Origin of the sequence: Streptomyces sp. NPDC006197, from assembly GCF_040613865.1 — a bacterium.
In the GTDB taxonomy this organism is placed as follows: domain Bacteria; phylum Actinomycetota; class Actinomycetes; order Streptomycetales; family Streptomycetaceae; genus Streptomyces.
The window spans coordinates 14136-30208 of record NZ_JBEXSZ010000101.1 but is presented as its reverse complement, the minus strand read 5'-3'; the positions used below and the strand labels follow the sequence as shown (position 1 = coordinate 30208).

Genomic DNA, 16073 nt, shown 5'->3' with positions numbered 1-16073 from the left:
TCGGTCCAGTCCCGCAGTCGGCGCCAGGCCGTCACCCCGGAACAGCCCACTGCCTCCGCGGGGACGTCACGCCACGCGACACCGGTCCGCAGCACATACAGGACGCCGGCGAGCGCCACTCGATCGGGAACACGCAGCCGCCCCGGGTGGCGATGGCGCCGTTCGGGGACGGGCGGCAGCAGCGGGGCCACCCGCTCCCACAGGTCATCCGGAACAAGATCAGCACGCACGCCGGACACCCTGCCGACCAAGATCGTCGAGCGCAAGACCCACGGCTCAACTCATTCTGAAACGATCAGTAAGACCGGTCTGCCGGCCCGTCAGATGCCCTGGATCCGCGACTGACGGGCCAGTCGTGCGGCGATGTCGAGTTCGTTGTTCTGCATGCTGACGCCGGTCGCGCTGAGGGCCTGCTTCTCCGAGGACAGACGGCCGAGCAGCATCTTGACCTGCTTCTCCCACGTCTCGTGGGCTCGCTTCAGGGCGCCGGAGGTGTCCCAGCCGTGGCCGTCCTTCGCCCCGAACGCCCTGACCGCAGCCCCCGTGGTCTCGGACGCGTGCTTGCCGTCCCTCGTGACCCCCGGCTCCAGGTCGTCGTCGATCGCCTTCGCCGCCGCCTTCTTGGCCGCCGGGCTGGAAGCCATGTCCGGCGCGCCGACACCGCCGCCTCCCGCCACCGGAGCGAGCTGGTTCAGGCGCGTCGACGCGGATTGGTTGGCTGCCGTGTCCGCCTTGAGCTGCTCCCATTCGTCCCAGGCCATGCGTCTCCCCCGTTGGTAGTCCCTCAAGTAACTTACGGAACGGGGGCCGCGTACAGAAAGTTAGATCGGGTCAGAGGACGTTGGAGTGGCTGAATCGCGCCGCGGCTGGTGCACACTCCTGAAACTGCGCGGGTCGCGGGGTCAGGAGCGAGGGGCTCCTGTCCGTGGAGATCGGATCTGCCCCCTGGACGGTCCCACTGCCGATCACCGCCCGGATGAACCGATCGGTACGCCACAACCACCACCTGCCGCCGAGAACGAGCGCACCGACGAGGTAGGGCCAGATCACGTTCCATAAGGCCACTAGGAGAACGGCGCTCACGCCCCCGAGGATGACGCCCCCTTCTCGCCCCTTCCACGAGTCTCTGGAGTTGCCTCCCCCGAGCTGGAGACGCTGCTCATTCGCCGCCTCAGCGCCCCGCTCACCGCTCGCCTGCGTGCGAGGACCCGAGTCGGCAAATCTTCACATGCCCGGGCATTTGGCGCGGCCGGAAACATCGACTACAACACCGCCCACACCGAAAAACGCGACCAACGACCGTGTGAGCAGAGATGGGTGAACAGGTTGGCTCAAATCATCGACAACGGTTCTGCCGTGTCCGGCAAGCGGTGGACCGTCCGCTACAGGGAGCCCGGCGGACGCACCAGGCGTCAGCGGGAGAAGTCGTTCGCCCGGAAGAAGGACGCGGTCGACTTCGCCACCAAGATGGAAGGCGACAAGCGCGAGAACATCTACGTCGACCCCGACGCTGGCAAGGTGTCGCTCCGCCGGTACGCGGACGACTGGCTCGCGAAGAAGACCGCTTCCGCCGGCACCCTCGAGTCGTACGAGCGCATCGTCCGCCTCCACGTGGTCCCCCACCTCGGAAGCAAGATGATCTCGCAGGTCACCGCGGCCGACGTCGAGGGCTTGTACGCACGTTGGCGCCGGGATGGGGCGGCCCTCAACACCATCGAGTCCCGGCACATAGCCCTCTCGGCGATGTTCTCCCACGCTGTGCGCCACAGGCGGATTCCCGTGAATCCCATGACGCAGGCCGAGAAGCTGGAGAACCCTGTCATTCCTGTCGATGACAGGAAGCTTCCAAGCTTCGACGAGATCACCGCTATCGCCAAGGCGATCGGGCCTCGCCTGTCTCCGGCGATATGGCTCATGACGTGTTGCGGACTTCGTATCGGGGAATCTCTGGGAGTCTTCCCGGAGGACATGCGCGACAGCACTCTACGAATCCGGCGGCAGGTCGTTCGCTACAAGGACGCTTCCGGAAAGTACACACCGAAATATGCACCGCTGAAGCATCGGAAAGAAGGCGAGTGGCGCGACATACCCGTGCCCGCTTCCCTTGAGCCGTTCATCGACCGGCTTCCGATCCGCAACGCCAGCGGTGGAATGCCGTATCCCGATCTTCTGCGCAAGTCGTGGGACCGCGCCATCAGGCGGCTCGAGCTTCCCGCATACAACCCGCACGACTTGCGTCACAAATGGACCACCGTGGCCCTGACCAACGGAGTGTCCATTCACGAGGTGTCTCGCTGGCTCGGACATCGTTCGATCAAGGTCACGGTGGACCGGTACGGCCACCTCACGCAGGACGGCCAGGAGCGCTGCCGTCAGGTCGTCGAGACGGCCGTGGGGCCGTACATGCTCACACCAGGCCGAGCGCCCGCAGTGCGCGGTGCTGACTTGGTGCTGACTTGACCGGCCAGAAGATGTAGCAGACACCCCCCGTACCGCCTCTGACCTTGCCATTTGCGTCGTAGCGCTTGGTGCGGAGCCAGATGTTCTCCCACTCGCGCCGCCGGTAGACCCGGCGGACGGCCTCGTTGCTGGGGGAAGCGGGGTCGTTGGCGATGACGTCGCCGGCCGTCGTGAAGCCGATGACGGTCATCAGGTGGCCCGAGGTGCCGTACCCGGCCCCGGTCAGCTCCTCCTTGCGGAAGGACTGTGACGTTATGGCCGGGATGCCGACGCGGACCAGTGATTCGAGTTCCGTGAGCGAGCGCAGCCGGGTGACCACGGCGTTCATGTCGGGGTAGGTGGCCGCGTAGGCGGCGTTGAAGGGCCAGTTGCCGCAGCCCTGGTACTGGTGGTCGTAGGTGAAGCGGGCGGCGTGGCAGACCTGCGGGTCGGCGAAGGCCGGGTTCACCCAGGCCAGCTGCTCGGCGGAGGGGCGGCGTCCCCAGTACTCGACGATCATCTGGGAGGAGGTCGGGCTGCACCAGGCCTCGCCGCCGTTGTCGTACTCGGGGTACTGGCCGACGTGGGTGTTCTGGGAGTAGCGCGGGACGTCCAGCTCGTGGTCGGGGCCCGGCTCGGTGGCCGGGACGGTGAAGCGGTCCGGGATGTCCGAGGCCATGGCGCCGATCCGCCAGACGGTCGGGGTGAGGTCGGTCCCGGGGGCGCGGTGGAGGGTGAGGCGCAGCCGGTACGAGCGCAGCCGCAGGCCGCTCGCGGCGTCGTCGATCGCGAAGGTGTCGGTCCAGACGGTGCTCCTGCCGTCGGTCTGGCCGTCGACCGAGGTGCGGCGGATGTCGCCGTCGCCGGAGGCCCAGCGCCCGAGCACGTACCAGGGGGTGGCGGTGGCGTCGGAGTACGTGCCGGACAGTTCGACCTGGAGCCAGGTGCCGGGCGGGGTGGCGGCGTTCCAGGAGGCGATGACCTCGGTGGCGGGCACGGCCGGGGTGTGGACGGGCGAGGTCCAGCTCGCGTACTCCCAGGCCGAGGTGCGGCCGGTGTGCGGGTCGGTGTAGTCGACGCGCCCGGCGGGGGTGGCGAGGACCAGGCCGGGCCGGAGGCCGGCGACCGCCTTCGTACCGGCCGTCGCGCCGCACCTCCAGTCCGTGTACGAGGACCAGAAGCGGTTGTCGACGAGCCCGGCGGCGGGGGCGTGGCCCCGCTCGGCGCCGTCGGCCGCGCAGTCGGAGGCGGTGCGGTCGGGGCAGGCGGCGGTCGCGGGGTCCGCGGCGGTGGCGGGAGCGGCGGCGGCCGTTCCCGCGGCGGCCGCGAGCGCCGCGGCGAGGACGGTTCTGCGTGGGGTGGAGCTGGTCATGGGCGGTGACCCCCAGTCGAGAACGGTGGGCGTACGACAGTGCCGAGGCAGGGTGTACCGCCTCCGCACCGGTGGACGGGCGGGGCTGCGCGGGCCCACTATCCCGGCTTCCGCGGGGCCTCCGCCAGCACTTCGGCTCGCGTCGCCGCACCAATATTGGTCTCCACCACTGGCGGCGGTACCTCGCTGACCTGCGGCGGTCCCCCGCTCCCCTACGCTGGGCCCATGAACGACCTCGACCGCGCGGCCCACGCGCTGCTCCGGCTGCCGCCCTCCTGCGGACCGGTCCGGCTGGTGGCGGTCGACGGCCACGCGGGCTCCGGCAAGTCCACCCTGACGGCCCGGCTGTCCGCCGCCCTCGGCGACGCCCCCGTCCTCCACCTCGACGACCTCGCCACCCACGAGGAGCTCTTCGCGTGGACCGGCCGACTGCGGGAGCAGGTCCTGGAGCCGCTCTCCCGGGGCGAGACCGCCTCCTACCGCCCGTACGACTGGCGGCTGCGGCGCTTCGGGGAGGCGCGGGCGCTGCCTCCGGCCCCGGTGGTCCTCGTCGAGGGCGTCGGCGCCGGCCGGCGGGTGGTGCGGCCGTTCCTGGCGTGGCTGCTGTGGATGGAGCGCGCCGCCGAGGATTCCTGGGCGCGCGGACGCCGAAGGGACGGTCCGGAGCAGTCCTCCTTCTGGGACGGCTGGACCGTGGCGGAGACTCGCCATTTCGCCGGGGACCCCTCCCGGCCCTTCGCCGACACCCTGGTACGGGAGTGCCAGGAGGGGTACGACTGGCTTCCTGGGCCGGCCGTGACAGCGGGCGCGCACCAGATCATCACGCATGGTGACGGCTCCCTCTCCGTGATCTGAGGGGGTGGAAGTCCGCTTCCGCAAGTCCCCCAACTTCGCTTGACCGAGGGGGCGTACAGGTCTTACGTTCTGAATGTGCGGCTTTTCGGAGCCGCCGCAGACACGAAGCCCCCGGTTGTTCCCCCGTGACCGGGGGCTTCGTTCTGCCCTCGGAAGCCCCCTCCGAGCCCTCTTCCACCCCCTTCGCGCCCCCTGACGCTCACCCAGGGTCACCGCTTCCGGATCATGCGCTTCTCCTTAAGCGCGCACCCCCTGCGCAGGTACGATGCCCCCAGGTGCGGTCAAATCCCGTCCATGCGATGACGGTTGTGGGGGACCCGATGGACATCGGCACGCAGGGCTCGCAGGCCCCGGCCGAGCTCGCCTGGCTGCGCGGAGTCGACGCCTACACGATGGGCGCGTATCCGCAGGCGGAGGACGAGTTCCGGACGGCGGTACGGATCGACCCCGGGATGGCGGATGCCTGGCTCGGGCTGCACGCGCTCCGGGTCGACACCACGACCGCGCTGCTGCGCATGTACCGCAACCGCGAGCGCTTCGGCGAGCAGCGGACCCGGTACCGACGCACCCTCAACTCCTGGTACTGGCTGGGCTGGTGGGTGCAGCCGGTCCTGGAGAGCCCCCGCGACCTGCTGCTCGCGCACGCCTCCCACTGGCTCGACGGCCGCCACGTGCCGGAGCTCGACCGGGCCCTCGCGGGCCTCCCCCCGGTCGACACCGACCCGCAGGTGCGTTTCCTGCACGCCTGCCGCGCCTATCTCGTCAAGGACTGGGACCAGCTCGTCCGGCACACCGAGACCCTCGTCGACGACCCGCTGCTCGGCATCGAGGCCGGGCTCTTCGGCGGCATGGCCCGGGTGCGCCTGGAGATGTACAGCCAGGCCGAGCCGCTCCTGTCGGCCGCGCTGATGCGGTGCCGCAGCGAGCAGCCGCAGCGCAAGGAGCTGCGCTACTGGCTCGCCCGCGCCCACGAGGGCACCGGGCGCAGCGCCGCCGCGCTGCCCCTCTACCGGGCCGTGCACCGGATCGACCCGGCGTTCATGGACACGGCGGCGCGGCTCGCGGCGATCGCCGAGTACGACGGCTTCGAGGGCTACGACGGGGTGGACGACCCGGCCGGGCTCGCGACGGTCGCGATGGGCACCCTCGGCGGGGGTCTCGGGCAGGACGCGGTGGACACCGTGCCGGGCGCCGAGCCCGAGGCGGGCGGACTCGGCGACGGGCTGCTGCTCGCGCCCGAACCGGTGCCGCCGGCCGCCCCCGTCACACCGCCGGAGACCGTACGGCAGAAGGCCCCGCTGCCCGGGCAGCCCTCTCCGCCGCGCTTCCCGGCCGGACCCACCGACCCGGTGCTCCTCGCGGAGGCGCTCGCCGAACTGGAGGGCATGGTCGGGCTCGAACCGGTCAAGCGCCAGGTCAAGGCGCTCTCGGCGCAGCTGGAGATGGCACGGCTCCGGGCCGGGCAGGGCCTTCCGGTCCAGCCGCCCAAGCGCCACTTCGTCTTCTCCGGCCCCTCGGGCACCGGGAAGACCACGGTCGCAAGGATCCTCGGTCGGGTCTTCTACGCCCTCGGACTGCTCGGCGGCGACCATCTCGTGGAGGCCCAACGGGCCGACATGGTCGGCGAGTTCCTGGGCCAGACGGCGGTCAAGGCCAATGAGCTGATCGACTCGGCGGTCGGCGGGGTGCTGTTCGTCGACGAGGCCTACGCGCTCTCCAACACCGGCTACAGCAAGGGCGACGCCTACGGGGACGAGGCCCTCCAGGTGCTCCTGAAGCGGGCCGAGGACAACCGCGACCACCTCGTGGTCATCCTGGCCGGCTACCCCGAGGGCATGGACCGGCTGCTCAGCACCAACCCCGGGCTGTCCTCCCGGTTCACCACCCGCGTCGACTTCCCCTCGTACCGCCCGCTGGAACTCACCGCCATCGGCGAGGTCCTCGCGGCGGCCAACGGGGACGGCTGGGACGAGGAGGCCCTCGACGAGCTCCGCTCGATCAGCGGACACGTCGTCGACCAGGGCTGGATCGACGAGCTCGGCAACGGCCGCTTCCTGCGCACCCTGTACGAGAAGTCCTGCGCCTACCGGGACCTGCGGCTCTCCGGATACCCGGGGACCCCGAGCCGGGAGGACCTCGCCACCCTCCGGCTCGCCGACCTCATGCAGGCGTACGGCGAGGTCCTGTCGGGCCGCGGTCCGGTCGACCGCGGCCCGCAGCAGGAGCCCCCGGGTTACTAGGGGGTGTCTTGTCGATCAGGGTCGGACAGGCCCTGGAGCCCCGGTGGGCCCCCTCGGGTCACCGGACCGTGCGCGCCGGGACCGGCTGGACGCGGTGCGCGGGGTCGCGGACCTCGCCCACCAGCATCTCCAGGACGTCCTCCAGGGCGACCAGGCCCAGGACCCGGCCCGAGCCGTCCGCGACCTGCGCCAGATGGGTGGCGGCGCGGCGCATCACGGTGAGGGCGTCGTCGAGCGGCAGCTCGGCGCGGAGCGTCGCCATCGGGCGCCACAGCCGCTGCGGCACCGCCCGCTCCCGCTCCTCCAGGTCCAGGACGTCCTTCACGTGCACGAAGCCCATCAAGGTCGCCCGGCCCTCGGCGCGGACCGGGAAGCGGGAGTACCCGGTCCGTACGGTCAGCTCCTCGATCTCGCGCGGGGTGACCGACGGCGGGACCGTGACGAGGGAGGCGGAGGCGATGAGGACGTCCGTCACCGGGCGGCTGCCCAGTTCGAGGGCGTCCTCCAAGCGCTCCTGCTCGACCGGGTCGAGCAGCCCCGCCTGGCCCGCGTCCTCCACGAGACGGCCGAGCTGGGCGCTGGTGAAGACCGCCTCCACCTCGTCCTTGGGCTCGACCTTGAACGCCCGCAGGACCAGCCGGGCGCAGGCCCCGAGCGCGGCCGTGACCGGCCGGCAGAGCCGGGCGAAGCCGACGAGGCCGGGGGCGAGCCAGAGGGCGGTGCGCTCGGGGTCCGCCATCGCCAGGTTCTTCGGGACCATCTCGCCGATGACGAGGTGGAGGAAGACGACCGCGGCGAGGGCGATGACGTAGCCGAGCGGATGGATCAGCCCCTCCGGGACGCCGATCGAGTGGAAGACCGGTTCGAGGAGCCGGGCGACGGTCGGCTCGGCGACGGCGCCGAGCGTCAGGGAACAGACGGTGATGCCGAACTGGGCGGCGGCCATCATCTGCGGCAGGTTCTCCAGGCCGTGCAGGACCTGCTTGGCCCTGGCTCCGCCGAGCGGCTCGATCTGGCTGCGCCGGACGGAGACGAGGGCGAACTCGGCCCCGACGAAGAAGCCGTTGGCGAGGACCAGGAGGACGGCGAAGAGGAGTTGCAGGGTGCTCATCGGCCCGCCTCCGCAGGAACGGGCACCGGGGCGGCGCCCGCCGCGCCCGGCCCCGAACCGGGGGCCGAGGCCCCGCTCGGGTCCGTGCCGGAGGAGACCGACGCCCCGACCCGGTCCGAGCCGGAGACCGACGTCCCCGCCCAGTCCACGTCGGAGACCGACGTCCCCACCCGGTCCGCGTCGTGGACGGAGGGCTCGACCGGGTCCGGGCCTGAGGCCGGCTTTCCGGCCGGGTCCGTGTCGGGGGCCGTCCTGACGATCCGTACGCGCTCGGCGCGGTAGCGGTCGACCTGGCGCACCGAGAGCCGCCAGCCGGGCAGCTCGGCCCGGTCCCCGGGGGCCGGAATGCGCCCGAGGAGGTCGGCGACGAGCCCGGCGACGGTCTCGTACGGCCCGTCGGGCACGTCGAGGCCTATCCGGCGCAGGGTGTGGACCCGGCAGGAGCCGTCGGCCTCCCAGGCGGGACGGCCGTCCTCGGCGGGCGCCGCGGCCAGCTCGGGCCGCCCGTCGGCGGCGGTGTCGTGCTCGTCGCGGACCTCGCCGACGAGCTCCTCCACGATGTCCTCCAGGGTGACGACGCCGGCCGTGCCGCCGTACTCGTCGACGACCACCGCGATCGGCTGCTCCCGGCGCAGCCGCTCCAGGAGCGTCTGGACGGGCAGCGTCTCGGGGACGAGGAGCGGCGGGACCGCGATCCGTCCGACGGGGGTGCGCAGGCGGGCGTGCGGGGCGACGGCGAGCGCGTCCTTGAGGTGGACCATGCCGACGATCTCGTCGATGCGGTCGCGGTAGACCGGGAAGCGCGAGAGGCCGGTGGCCCGGGTGAGGTTGAGGACGTCGGCCGCGGTGGCGTCCCACTGGAGGGCGTTCACCTTCACCCGCGGGGTCATGACCTGCTCGGCGGTGAGGCCGCCGAGGCTCAGGGTCCGTACGAAGAGGTCGGCGGTGTCCTGTTCGAGCGCGCCGGCCTGGGCGGAGTGCCGGGCCAGCGAGACGAGCTCGCCGGGGGTGCGGACCGAGTCCAGCTCCTCGGTGGGCTCGACGCCCAGGAGCCGTACCAGCCGGTTGGCGACCCGGTTGAGCAGGGAGATCACCGGCCGGAACAGCGCCGAGAAGCGCCGCTGCGGGGTGGCGACGAAACGGGCGACCTGGAGCGGCCGGGAGACCGCCCAGTTCTTCGGGACGAGCTCGCCGACCACCATCTGGACGGCGGAGGCGAGCAGCATGCCGATCACCACCGAGATCCCGGAGACGGCCCCTTCGGGCAGTCCGGTCGCGGTGAGCGGCCCATGCAGCAGCCCGGCGAGCGCGGGCTCGGCGAGCATGCCGACGACCAGCGAGGTGATCGTGATGCCGAGCTGGGTGCCGGAGAGCTGGAAGGACAGCTCGCGCAGCGCGGTGACGACGGTGCGGGCACGCCGGTCGCCGTCGGCCGCTGCCCGCTCGGCCTCGGCGCGCTCGACGGTCACGAGACCGAACTCGGCGGCCACGAAGAAGCCGTTGGCGAGGATCAGGAGGAAGGCGGCGAAGAGCAGCAGAAGGGAGATGATCATGCCGCCGCCTCCGGGGAGGGGGCGGCGCAGGTACTACCGGACGATCCGTCCATTGCTGGAGGGAGTCACTCCTCGGGTCGAAGGGTGGTCTCGCGGGCCGCGGCAGCGGCCCTGCACACGCGAGACGGTGGTGCCGCTCGGCACCACCGTCTCCAGAGTAGTCACGTGAACGCCCCGAGGGGCAGGGGGTCGGCCCCGGATGGGGGACGGACCGGGGTTCGCCCCGGTCCGGCTCAGGGTCTCAGTGGGTTTCCGAGCCCGTCCCGTGGCTGTCCGCGAGGGCCCGCAGGGCTCGGGCGTCGCGGATCGCCGATTCCCTGGCGATGCCGGGCTGGATGCCGAGCGCCGGAAGGCTGGTGCCGTCGCTGAGGTCGAGGAAGACCCAGGGGTCGCCGGGGCGGAGGTTGACCTTGAGGATCTCCGCCCAGGCGAGGCGCCGGGTCCTGACGATGTTGACGACCGTGACGCCCTCGTCGTCGGCGACGACCTTGGGGCGGCTCAGCAGGACGAGGACCCCGGACAGCAACGCGGCGGTGAACACGAAGCTGGCGCGCTCCCCCGGTCCCAGCCGCTCCAGCATCATCGCGACGGCGGTGATGACCACGAAGATCGCGACGCTCATGGTCAGCAGGACGGCCCGGGTGCGCCCGGGACGGAAGGTGACCGGGAGGGCGGGCGGTGCGGTCTGGGACATCGGGGGTTCCTCGGTGCCTGAAGGTGCCTGGAGCTGCCTGGTGGGCGTGCGGGCCGTCAGAGGCGGCAGGCGTGGATGGCGGTGGTGAGGATGGCGCGGGCGCCGATCTCGTACAGGTCGTCCATGATCCGCTGCGCCTCCTTCGCGGGGACCATCGCACGGACGGCGACCCAGCCCTCGTTGTGCAGCGGGGAGACGGTCGGCGACTCCAGGCCCGGGGTGAGGGCGACGGCCTGCTCCAGGTGCTCGGCCCGGCAGTCGTAGTCCATCATCACGTACGAGCGGGCGACCAGGACGCCCTGGAGGCGGCGCATGAACTGCTGCACCTGCGGGTGGTCGTCCGAGGCGCCGTGGCGGCGGATGACGACGGCCTCGGAGGTCAGGATCGGCTCGCCGATGACCTCCAGGCCCGCGTTGCGCAGGCTGGTGCCGGTCTCCACGACGTCCGCGATGACCTGGGCGACGCCCAGCTGGATCGCGGTCTCGACGGCGCCGTCCAGGTGGACGACGGAGGCGTCGATGCCCTGGTCGGCGAGGTGCTTGGCGACGATGCCCTCGTAGGAGGTGGCGATCGTCATGCCGCCGAAGTCCTCGGGGCCGTTCGCGGTGCCCGGGCGGGTGGCGTAGCGGAAGGTGGAGCGGCCGAAGTTCAGCGCGAGGATCTCCTCGGCGCTGGCTCCGGAGTCCAGGAGCAGGTCACGGCCGGTGATGCCGATGTCCAGCTTCCCGGAGGCGACGTAGATCGCGATGTCCTTCGGCCGCAGGTAGAAGAACTCGACCTCGTTGTCGGGGTCGATGACCACGAGCTCCTTGGACTCCTTGCGCTGGCGGTAGCCGGCCTCATGGAGCATTGCCGACGCAGGTCCGGAGAGGGAACCCTTGTTGGGGACGGCGATGCGCAGCATGGGGTGAGCTTCCTTTGCCTGGGAGTTCTGGGGAGGGTGTGCGGCTTTTCTGGGTGGTGCTCAGAGGTGGGCGTAGACGTCGTCGAGCGAGATCCCGCGGGCGACCATCATCACCTGGACGTGGTACAGCAACTGCGAGATCTCCTCGGCGGCCGCTTCCTTGCCCTCGTACTCGGCGGCCATCCAGACCTCGGCGGCCTCTTCGACGACCTTCTTGCCGATGGCATGGACGCCCTTGTCCACCAGTTCCGCGGTGCGGGAGGTGGCCGGGTCGCCGGTCTCGGCCTTGAGCTTGAGCTCGGCGAAGAGCTCTTCGAAGGTTTTGTTCGCCATGATGGTCCTAAGAGTACGGGGTGAGGGTCGCGTCACTAGCGCCAGGGCTCGCTGACCGTGCGCAGGGTGGTGGCCGTGGCGACGGCGGCGGTGACCGCTTCGTGGCCCTTGTCCTCGGAGGATCCTTCGAGGCCGGCGCGGTCGAGCGCCTGCTCCTCGTTGTCGACGGTGAGGACGCCGAATCCGACGGGTACGCCGGTGTCGATCGAGACCTGGGTGAGGCCGTGGGTGACGCCCTGGCACACGTACTCGAAGTGCGGCGTTCCGCCGCGGATGACGACGCCGAGCGCCACGATGGCATCGTAGCCGCGCCCGGCGAGGACCTTCGCCACGACCGGGAGCTCGAAGCTGCCGGGGACGCGCAGCAGCGTCGGCTCGTCGATGCCGAGTTCGCCGAGGGCGCGCAGGGCGCCGTCGACGAGACCGTCCATGATCTTCTCGTGCCACTGCGCCGCGATGACCGCCACCCGGAGGTCGCCGCAGTTCTTCACGCTGAGGACGGGTGCGCCCTTGCCGCTCATGTCTCTCCTAGCCGTTTCGTACGTGTGTGGTTACTGGTTGCCGCAGGTGGAGGCCGGGGAGCCGTCCAGCCAGGGCAGGTCGTGCCCCATCCGGTCCCGCTTGGTGCGCAGGTAGCGGAGGTTGTGCTCGCCGGCCTGGACCGGCATGGGCTCCCGGCCCTCGACCCTCAGGCCGTGCCGGGTGAGGGCGTCGATCTTGTCGGGGTTGTTGGTCAGCAGGCGCAGGCTGCGGACGCCGAGGTCCCCGAGGATCTGCGCGCCGGCCGCGTAGTCGCGGGCGTCGGCGGGCAGTCCGAGCTCCAGGTTGGCGTCGAGGGTGTCGCGGCCGCGCTCCTGGAGCTCGTACGCGCGCAGCTTGGACAGCAGCCCGATGCCGCGGCCCTCGTGGCCGCGCAGGTAGACGACGACGCCGCGCCCGGCCTCGGTGATCCGCTCCATGGAGGCCTGCAGCTGGGGGCCGCAGTCGCAGCGCTGCGACTGGAAGATGTCGCCGGTCAGGCACTCGGAGTGGACCCGGACGAGGACGTCCTCGCCGTCGCCGATCTCGCCGTGGACGAGGGCGACGTGCTCGACGCCGTCGACGGTGGAGCGGTAGCCGTACGCGGTGAACTCGCCGTGTGCGGTGGGGAGCTGGACCTCGGCCTCGCGGCGGACGGTCGGCTCTGCGGAGCGGCGGTAGGCGATCAGGTCCTCGATGGAGATGATCGTCAGGCCGTGCTTGCGGGCGAAGGGCACCAGTTCGGGCAGGCGCAGCATCACGCCGTCCTCGCCGGCGATCTCGACGATCGCGCCGGCCGGGCGGAGGCCGGCGAGGCGGGCGAGGTCGACGGCGGCCTCGGTGTGTCCGTTGCGGGCGAGGACGCCGCCGGGCTTGGCGCGCAGCGGGAAGATGTGGCCGGGGCGGACGAAGTCGCCCGGCTCGTGGCGGCCGGAGGCCAGCATCCGCAGGGTGGTGGCGCGGTCGGCGGCGGAGATGCCGGTGGTGACGCCGTGGGCGGGGGACGCGTCCACGGAGACGGTGAAGGCCGTGCGCATCGACTCGGTGTTGTGCTCGACCATCTGCGGGAGTTCGAGGCGCCGCAGCTCCTCGTCCTCCATGGGGGCGCAGATCAGGCCGCGGCACTCGCTCATCATGAAGGCGACGATCTCGGGGGTGGCCTTCTCGGCGGCGATGACGAGGTCGCCCTCGTTCTCGCGGTCCTCGTCGTCGACGACGACGACGGGACGGCCGGCGGCGATGTCGCGGATGGCCTGCTCGACGGGGTCGAGGGCCAGGTCGGTGGCGTCCCAGAGGGAATGGGCGTTCACGCGTGGGCTCCTTCCAGGACGGTGGTGGTGCGGGAGCGCAGCCACCAGTCGCGCATGCCCCACAGGACGAGCGCGCCGTAGATGACGTAGACGAAGCCGGAGAAGGCGTAGCCGTTGGCGAAGTTCAGCGGGACGCCGACCAGGTCGACCAGCAGCCAGGCGAACCAGAACTCGACCATGCCCCGGGCCTGGGCGTACATGGCCACGATGGTGCCCACGAAGATGTACGCGTCGGGCCACGGGTCCCAGGACAGGTTCGGGAAGGCCTGGAAGAGCAGGGCCACGGCGACGGTGCCGACGGCGGCCGCGGCGATCATGGCGGCGCGCTCGACCCAGGTGGCGAAGCGCACGGCGATCTGGCCGTCCGTCCCCTCTCCCTTGCGGCGCTGCCACTGCCACCAGCCGTAGAGGGCCACGAGCATGACGACGACCTGCTTGCCGGCGCTGCCGGCGAGGTGGCCGAAGAAGGCGCCGAAGAGGACGAGGCCGGCCAGGAACTGCACGGGCCAGGTCCAGACGGAGCGGCGCCATCCGAGGGTGAGGGCAGCCAGTCCGAAGATGTTGCCGATCATGTCGGACCAGATGATCTTCTGGTCGAGGACCGTGAACGCCTCGGAGTTGAGCCAGTTCACTTCTCGTTCTCCTTGGCGTCGGTGCCGAGCAGCCGCTCGACGTACTTGGCGATGACGTCCACTTCGAGGTTGACCGGGTCGCCGGACTGCTTGATGCCGAGCGTGGTCAGGTCGAGGGTGGTCGGGATGAGGCTGATGGTGAACCAGTCGTCGGCGACCTCGACGACGGTGAGGCTGACGCCGTCGACCGTGATCGAGCCCTTCTCGACGACGTACCGGGAGAGGTGGGCGGGCAGGCCGACCTTGACCAGTTCCCAGTGCTCGGACGGGGTCCGCTCCAGGATGGTGCCGGTGCCGTCGACGTGGCCCTGGACGATGTGACCGCCGAGGCGGCCGCCGACGGCCATGGGCCGCTCCAGGTTGACCCGGGAGCCGACTTCGAGGGCGCCGAGGCTGGACCGCTTGAGGGTCTCGGCCATGACGTCGGCGGTGAACTCGCCGTCGCCGAACTCGACGACCGTGAGACAGACACCGTTGACGGCGATGGAGTCGCCGTGCTGGGCGCCTTCCGTGACCAGGGGGCCGCGCAGCCGGAAGCGGGAGGCGTCCTCCAGCTGCTCGACGGCGACGACCTCGCCCAGTTCTTCGACGATTCCGGTGAACACGGTCAGGCTCCCTTGAGGGTGGCGGTGATGCGGAGGTCGGATCCGATGCGCGCGGTCTCGGTGATGTCGAGCCGCAACGCCTCGGTGAGGGTGGAGATTCCGGCGTCGGCGAGGGCGGTGGGGCCCGCGCCGAGGAGGACCGGGGCGAGGTAGCCGACGACCTGGTCGACGGCGCCCGCGGCGATGAAGGCGCCCGCGAGGGTGGGGCCGCCTTCCAGGAGGACCGAGCGGACGCCGCGCGCGTGGAGGGCGTCCAGGAGGGCGGGGACGGCGAGGCCGCGCTCGGCCCTGGGGAGCCGTACGACGTCCGTGAGCGTGGTCTCGGCGTCCTCGGCGATCGCGATCAGCGTGGGGCCGGCCTCGTCGAGGACCCGGGCGCCGGGCTTGACGGCGCTCGCCTCGGTGTCGACGACGACCCGCAGCGGCTGGACGGCGCCTTCGATCCCCCGTACGGCCAGGTGGGGGTCGTCGGTGCGGGCGGTGCCGGAGCCGACGACGACGGCGTCGGCCTCGGCGCGCAGCCGGTGGACGTCGGCACGGGACTCGGCGGAGCTGATCCACCGGGAGGTGCCGTCGGCGGCGGCGATCCGGCCGTCGAGGGTGGCGGCGTACTTCCAGCGGACGAAGGGGCGGCCGCGGCGCACGGAGGTGAGCCAGGCGATGTTGCCGGCCTCGGCCTCGTCCTCCAGGAGGCCCTGCTCGACCTCGACCCCGGCGGCGCGGAGGGTGTCGGCGCCGCCCGCGGCCTGCGGGTTCGGGTCGCCGACCGCGTACACGACCCGGCTGATCCCGGCCTCGATCAGGGCCTGGGTGCAGGGGCCGGTGCGGCCGGTGTGGTCGCAGGGTTCGAGGGTGACGTACGCGGTGCCGCCGCGGGCCAGGACGCCGGCCGCGCGCAGAGCGTGGACCTCGGCGTGGGGGCCGCCGGCGCCCTGGTGGAAGCCTTCGCCGACCTGGTGGCCGGAGGCGTCGGTGACGACGCACCCGACGACCGGGTTGGGGCTGGTGGCGCCGAGAGCGCGCGCGGCGAGCTCGACGGCGCGTCGCATGGCGGTGATGTCGGCCTGCTGGGCCACCGGGTCCTCCTGCCTCTTCGGGCACGGACTCCGGGGCCTGTCGATGACGACAGAGAGCGGGTACGACGCTTCGCACGGGGTGTGCCGGTACGGCCGGAGGTCCATGGGTGCACCGACGAAAGCGGCCACCAGCGGACGTACGGCCGGCACACCCCTGGAAGGGGGTCGCCCGCCGCGCACTGCCTCCCATCCGGACTTTCACCGTCGGTCCAGGAATCTCACCTGGTCAACCGGCCGCTGGCTTGCGGACGGGTCGCGGACTATACCGCCGGTTCGGAATTACACCGACCCCGGAGTGCGCTGCTGCTGATACAGGGCCAGTGTGCCACGGCTCACGAGGAGCGACGGGCCGGAACCCTGTGGGTTGGCTCACAGGCCCCCTGGAACTCTCCTATGGTCCAGACCTATTGACGCACTGGTCTAGTCCTC

The 16073-nt window shown here is 71.5% G+C and carries 16 protein-coding genes and 1 riboswitch; of the genes, 3 read left to right on the top strand and 13 right to left on the bottom strand.

Features of this window, described 5'->3' with window-relative positions; genetic code table 11:
- A partial coding sequence (locus ABZ318_RS27060; RefSeq protein WP_356905079.1) for a transposase occupies positions 1-230 on the bottom strand: 230 nt, incomplete at its 3' end.
- A 90-nt stretch (positions 231-320) separates the two neighbouring features.
- Positions 321-761 carry a hypothetical protein gene (locus tag ABZ318_RS27055; protein WP_356905078.1) on the bottom strand — a complete coding sequence of 147 codons (441 nt, stop codon included), beginning with the start codon at positions 759-761 and terminating at the stop codon, positions 321-323.
- Positions 762-1326: 565 nt separating this feature from the next.
- On the opposite strand from ABZ318_RS27055, the gene ABZ318_RS27050 reads away from it, so the two are divergent.
- The gene (locus tag ABZ318_RS27050; protein WP_356905077.1) at positions 1327-2460 is read left to right on the top strand and encodes a tyrosine-type recombinase/integrase; all 1134 of its coding nucleotides are present in this window, start codon (positions 1327-1329) and stop codon (positions 2458-2460) included.
- Here the strand turns inward: ABZ318_RS27050 and ABZ318_RS27045 are convergent.
- A complete protein-coding gene (locus ABZ318_RS27045; protein ID WP_356905076.1) occupies positions 2408-3811 on the bottom strand; it encodes a peptidase C39 family protein in 1404 nt (467 codons plus the stop codon). The two genes, ABZ318_RS27050 and ABZ318_RS27045, sit on opposite strands and share 53 nt — an antisense overlap.
- A 225-nt stretch (positions 3812-4036) precedes the next feature.
- Here ABZ318_RS27045 and ABZ318_RS27040 point away from each other — a divergent pair, with 225 nt between their 5' ends.
- A complete protein-coding gene (locus tag ABZ318_RS27040) occupies positions 4037-4666 on the top strand; it encodes a hypothetical protein (protein ID WP_356905075.1) in 630 nt (209 codons plus the stop codon).
- A 320-nt stretch (positions 4667-4986) separates the two neighbouring features.
- A complete protein-coding gene (locus tag ABZ318_RS27035; protein ID WP_356905080.1) occupies positions 4987-6906 on the top strand; it encodes an AAA family ATPase in 1920 nt (639 codons plus the stop codon).
- A 58-nt stretch (positions 6907-6964) separates the two neighbouring features.
- Here ABZ318_RS27035 and ABZ318_RS27030 read toward each other — a convergent pair whose 3' ends face one another.
- The 10 genes from ABZ318_RS27030 to ribD form a co-directional block, all read right to left on the bottom strand.
- The gene (locus ABZ318_RS27030; protein WP_356905074.1) at positions 6965-8017 is read right to left on the bottom strand and encodes a hemolysin family protein; all 1053 of its coding nucleotides are present in this window, start codon (positions 8015-8017) and stop codon (positions 6965-6967) included.
- Entirely contained in the window at positions 8014-9570 is a 1557-nt protein-coding gene (locus tag ABZ318_RS27025) for a hemolysin family protein (RefSeq protein WP_356905073.1), read from the bottom strand. Before ABZ318_RS27025 ends, ABZ318_RS27030 begins: the two co-directional genes overlap by 4 nt.
- A gap of 241 nt (positions 9571-9811) precedes the next feature.
- Complete coding sequence (locus ABZ318_RS27020; RefSeq protein WP_356905072.1) at positions 9812-10264, bottom strand: PH domain-containing protein; 453 nt, start codon at positions 10262-10264, stop codon at positions 9812-9814.
- Positions 10265-10320: 56 nt separating this feature from the next.
- Positions 10321-11169, bottom strand: a complete 849-nt coding sequence (gene hisG / locus ABZ318_RS27015) for an ATP phosphoribosyltransferase (RefSeq protein ID WP_356905071.1) — start codon at positions 11167-11169, stop codon at positions 10321-10323.
- A 60-nt stretch (positions 11170-11229) separates the two neighbouring features.
- Positions 11230-11502, bottom strand: coding sequence for a phosphoribosyl-ATP diphosphatase (locus ABZ318_RS27010; RefSeq protein ID WP_030551960.1), 273 nt, complete (start codon positions 11500-11502; stop codon positions 11230-11232).
- Positions 11503-11537: 35 nt separating this feature from the next.
- Positions 11538-12023 carry a 6,7-dimethyl-8-ribityllumazine synthase gene (ribH, locus tag ABZ318_RS27005; RefSeq protein WP_053643767.1) on the bottom strand — a complete coding sequence of 162 codons (486 nt, stop codon included), beginning with the start codon at positions 12021-12023 and terminating at the stop codon, positions 11538-11540.
- 30 nt (positions 12024-12053) lie between these two features.
- Positions 12054-13331, bottom strand: a complete 1278-nt coding sequence (locus tag ABZ318_RS27000) for a bifunctional 3,4-dihydroxy-2-butanone-4-phosphate synthase/GTP cyclohydrolase II (RefSeq protein WP_356905070.1) — start codon at positions 13329-13331, stop codon at positions 12054-12056.
- Complete coding sequence (gene pnuC / locus ABZ318_RS26995) at positions 13328-13963, bottom strand: nicotinamide riboside transporter PnuC (protein WP_356905069.1); 636 nt, start codon at positions 13961-13963, stop codon at positions 13328-13330. The genes ABZ318_RS27000 and pnuC overlap by 4 nt, the downstream gene beginning before the upstream one ends.
- Positions 13960-14568 carry a riboflavin synthase gene (locus ABZ318_RS26990; RefSeq protein WP_041128206.1) on the bottom strand — a complete coding sequence of 203 codons (609 nt, stop codon included), beginning with the start codon at positions 14566-14568 and terminating at the stop codon, positions 13960-13962. The genes pnuC and ABZ318_RS26990 overlap by 4 nt, the downstream gene beginning before the upstream one ends.
- Positions 14569-14570: 2 nt before the next feature.
- The gene (gene ribD, locus ABZ318_RS26985; RefSeq protein ID WP_356905068.1) at positions 14571-15644 is read right to left on the bottom strand and encodes a bifunctional diaminohydroxyphosphoribosylaminopyrimidine deaminase/5-amino-6-(5-phosphoribosylamino)uracil reductase RibD; all 1074 of its coding nucleotides are present in this window, start codon (positions 15642-15644) and stop codon (positions 14571-14573) included.
- 172 nt (positions 15645-15816) lie between these two features.
- Positions 15817-15947: riboswitch (FMN riboswitch) on the bottom strand.
- Positions 15948-16073: the final 126 nt, after the last annotated feature.

Bases quoted from the DNA above. Each gene is read 5' to 3' on its own strand.
- ABZ318_RS27035 (WP_356905080.1), top strand. From the start codon at position 4,987: ATGGACATCGGCACGCAGGGCTCGCAGGCCCCGGCCGAGCTCGCCTGG.
- ABZ318_RS27030 (WP_356905074.1), bottom strand. From the start codon at position 8,017: ATGAGCACCCTGCAACTCCTCTTCGCCGTCCTCCTGGTCCTCGCCAAC.
- ABZ318_RS27010 (WP_030551960.1), bottom strand. From the start codon at position 11,502: ATGGCGAACAAAACCTTCGAAGAGCTCTTCGCCGAGCTCAAGCTCAAG.
- ABZ318_RS27020 (WP_356905072.1), bottom strand. From the start codon at position 10,264: ATGTCCCAGACCGCACCGCCCGCCCTCCCGGTCACCTTCCGTCCCGGG.
- ABZ318_RS27045 (WP_356905076.1), bottom strand. From the start codon at position 3,811: ATGACCAGCTCCACCCCACGCAGAACCGTCCTCGCCGCGGCGCTCGCG.
- ABZ318_RS27040 (WP_356905075.1), top strand. From the start codon at position 4,037: ATGAACGACCTCGACCGCGCGGCCCACGCGCTGCTCCGGCTGCCGCCC.
- ribH (WP_053643767.1), bottom strand. From the start codon at position 12,023: ATGAGCGGCAAGGGCGCACCCGTCCTCAGCGTGAAGAACTGCGGCGAC.
- hisG (WP_356905071.1), bottom strand. From the start codon at position 11,169: ATGCTGCGCATCGCCGTCCCCAACAAGGGTTCCCTCTCCGGACCTGCG.
- ABZ318_RS27055 (WP_356905078.1), bottom strand. From the start codon at position 761: ATGGCCTGGGACGAATGGGAGCAGCTCAAGGCGGACACGGCAGCCAAC.
- ABZ318_RS27025 (WP_356905073.1), bottom strand. From the start codon at position 9,570: ATGATCATCTCCCTTCTGCTGCTCTTCGCCGCCTTCCTCCTGATCCTC.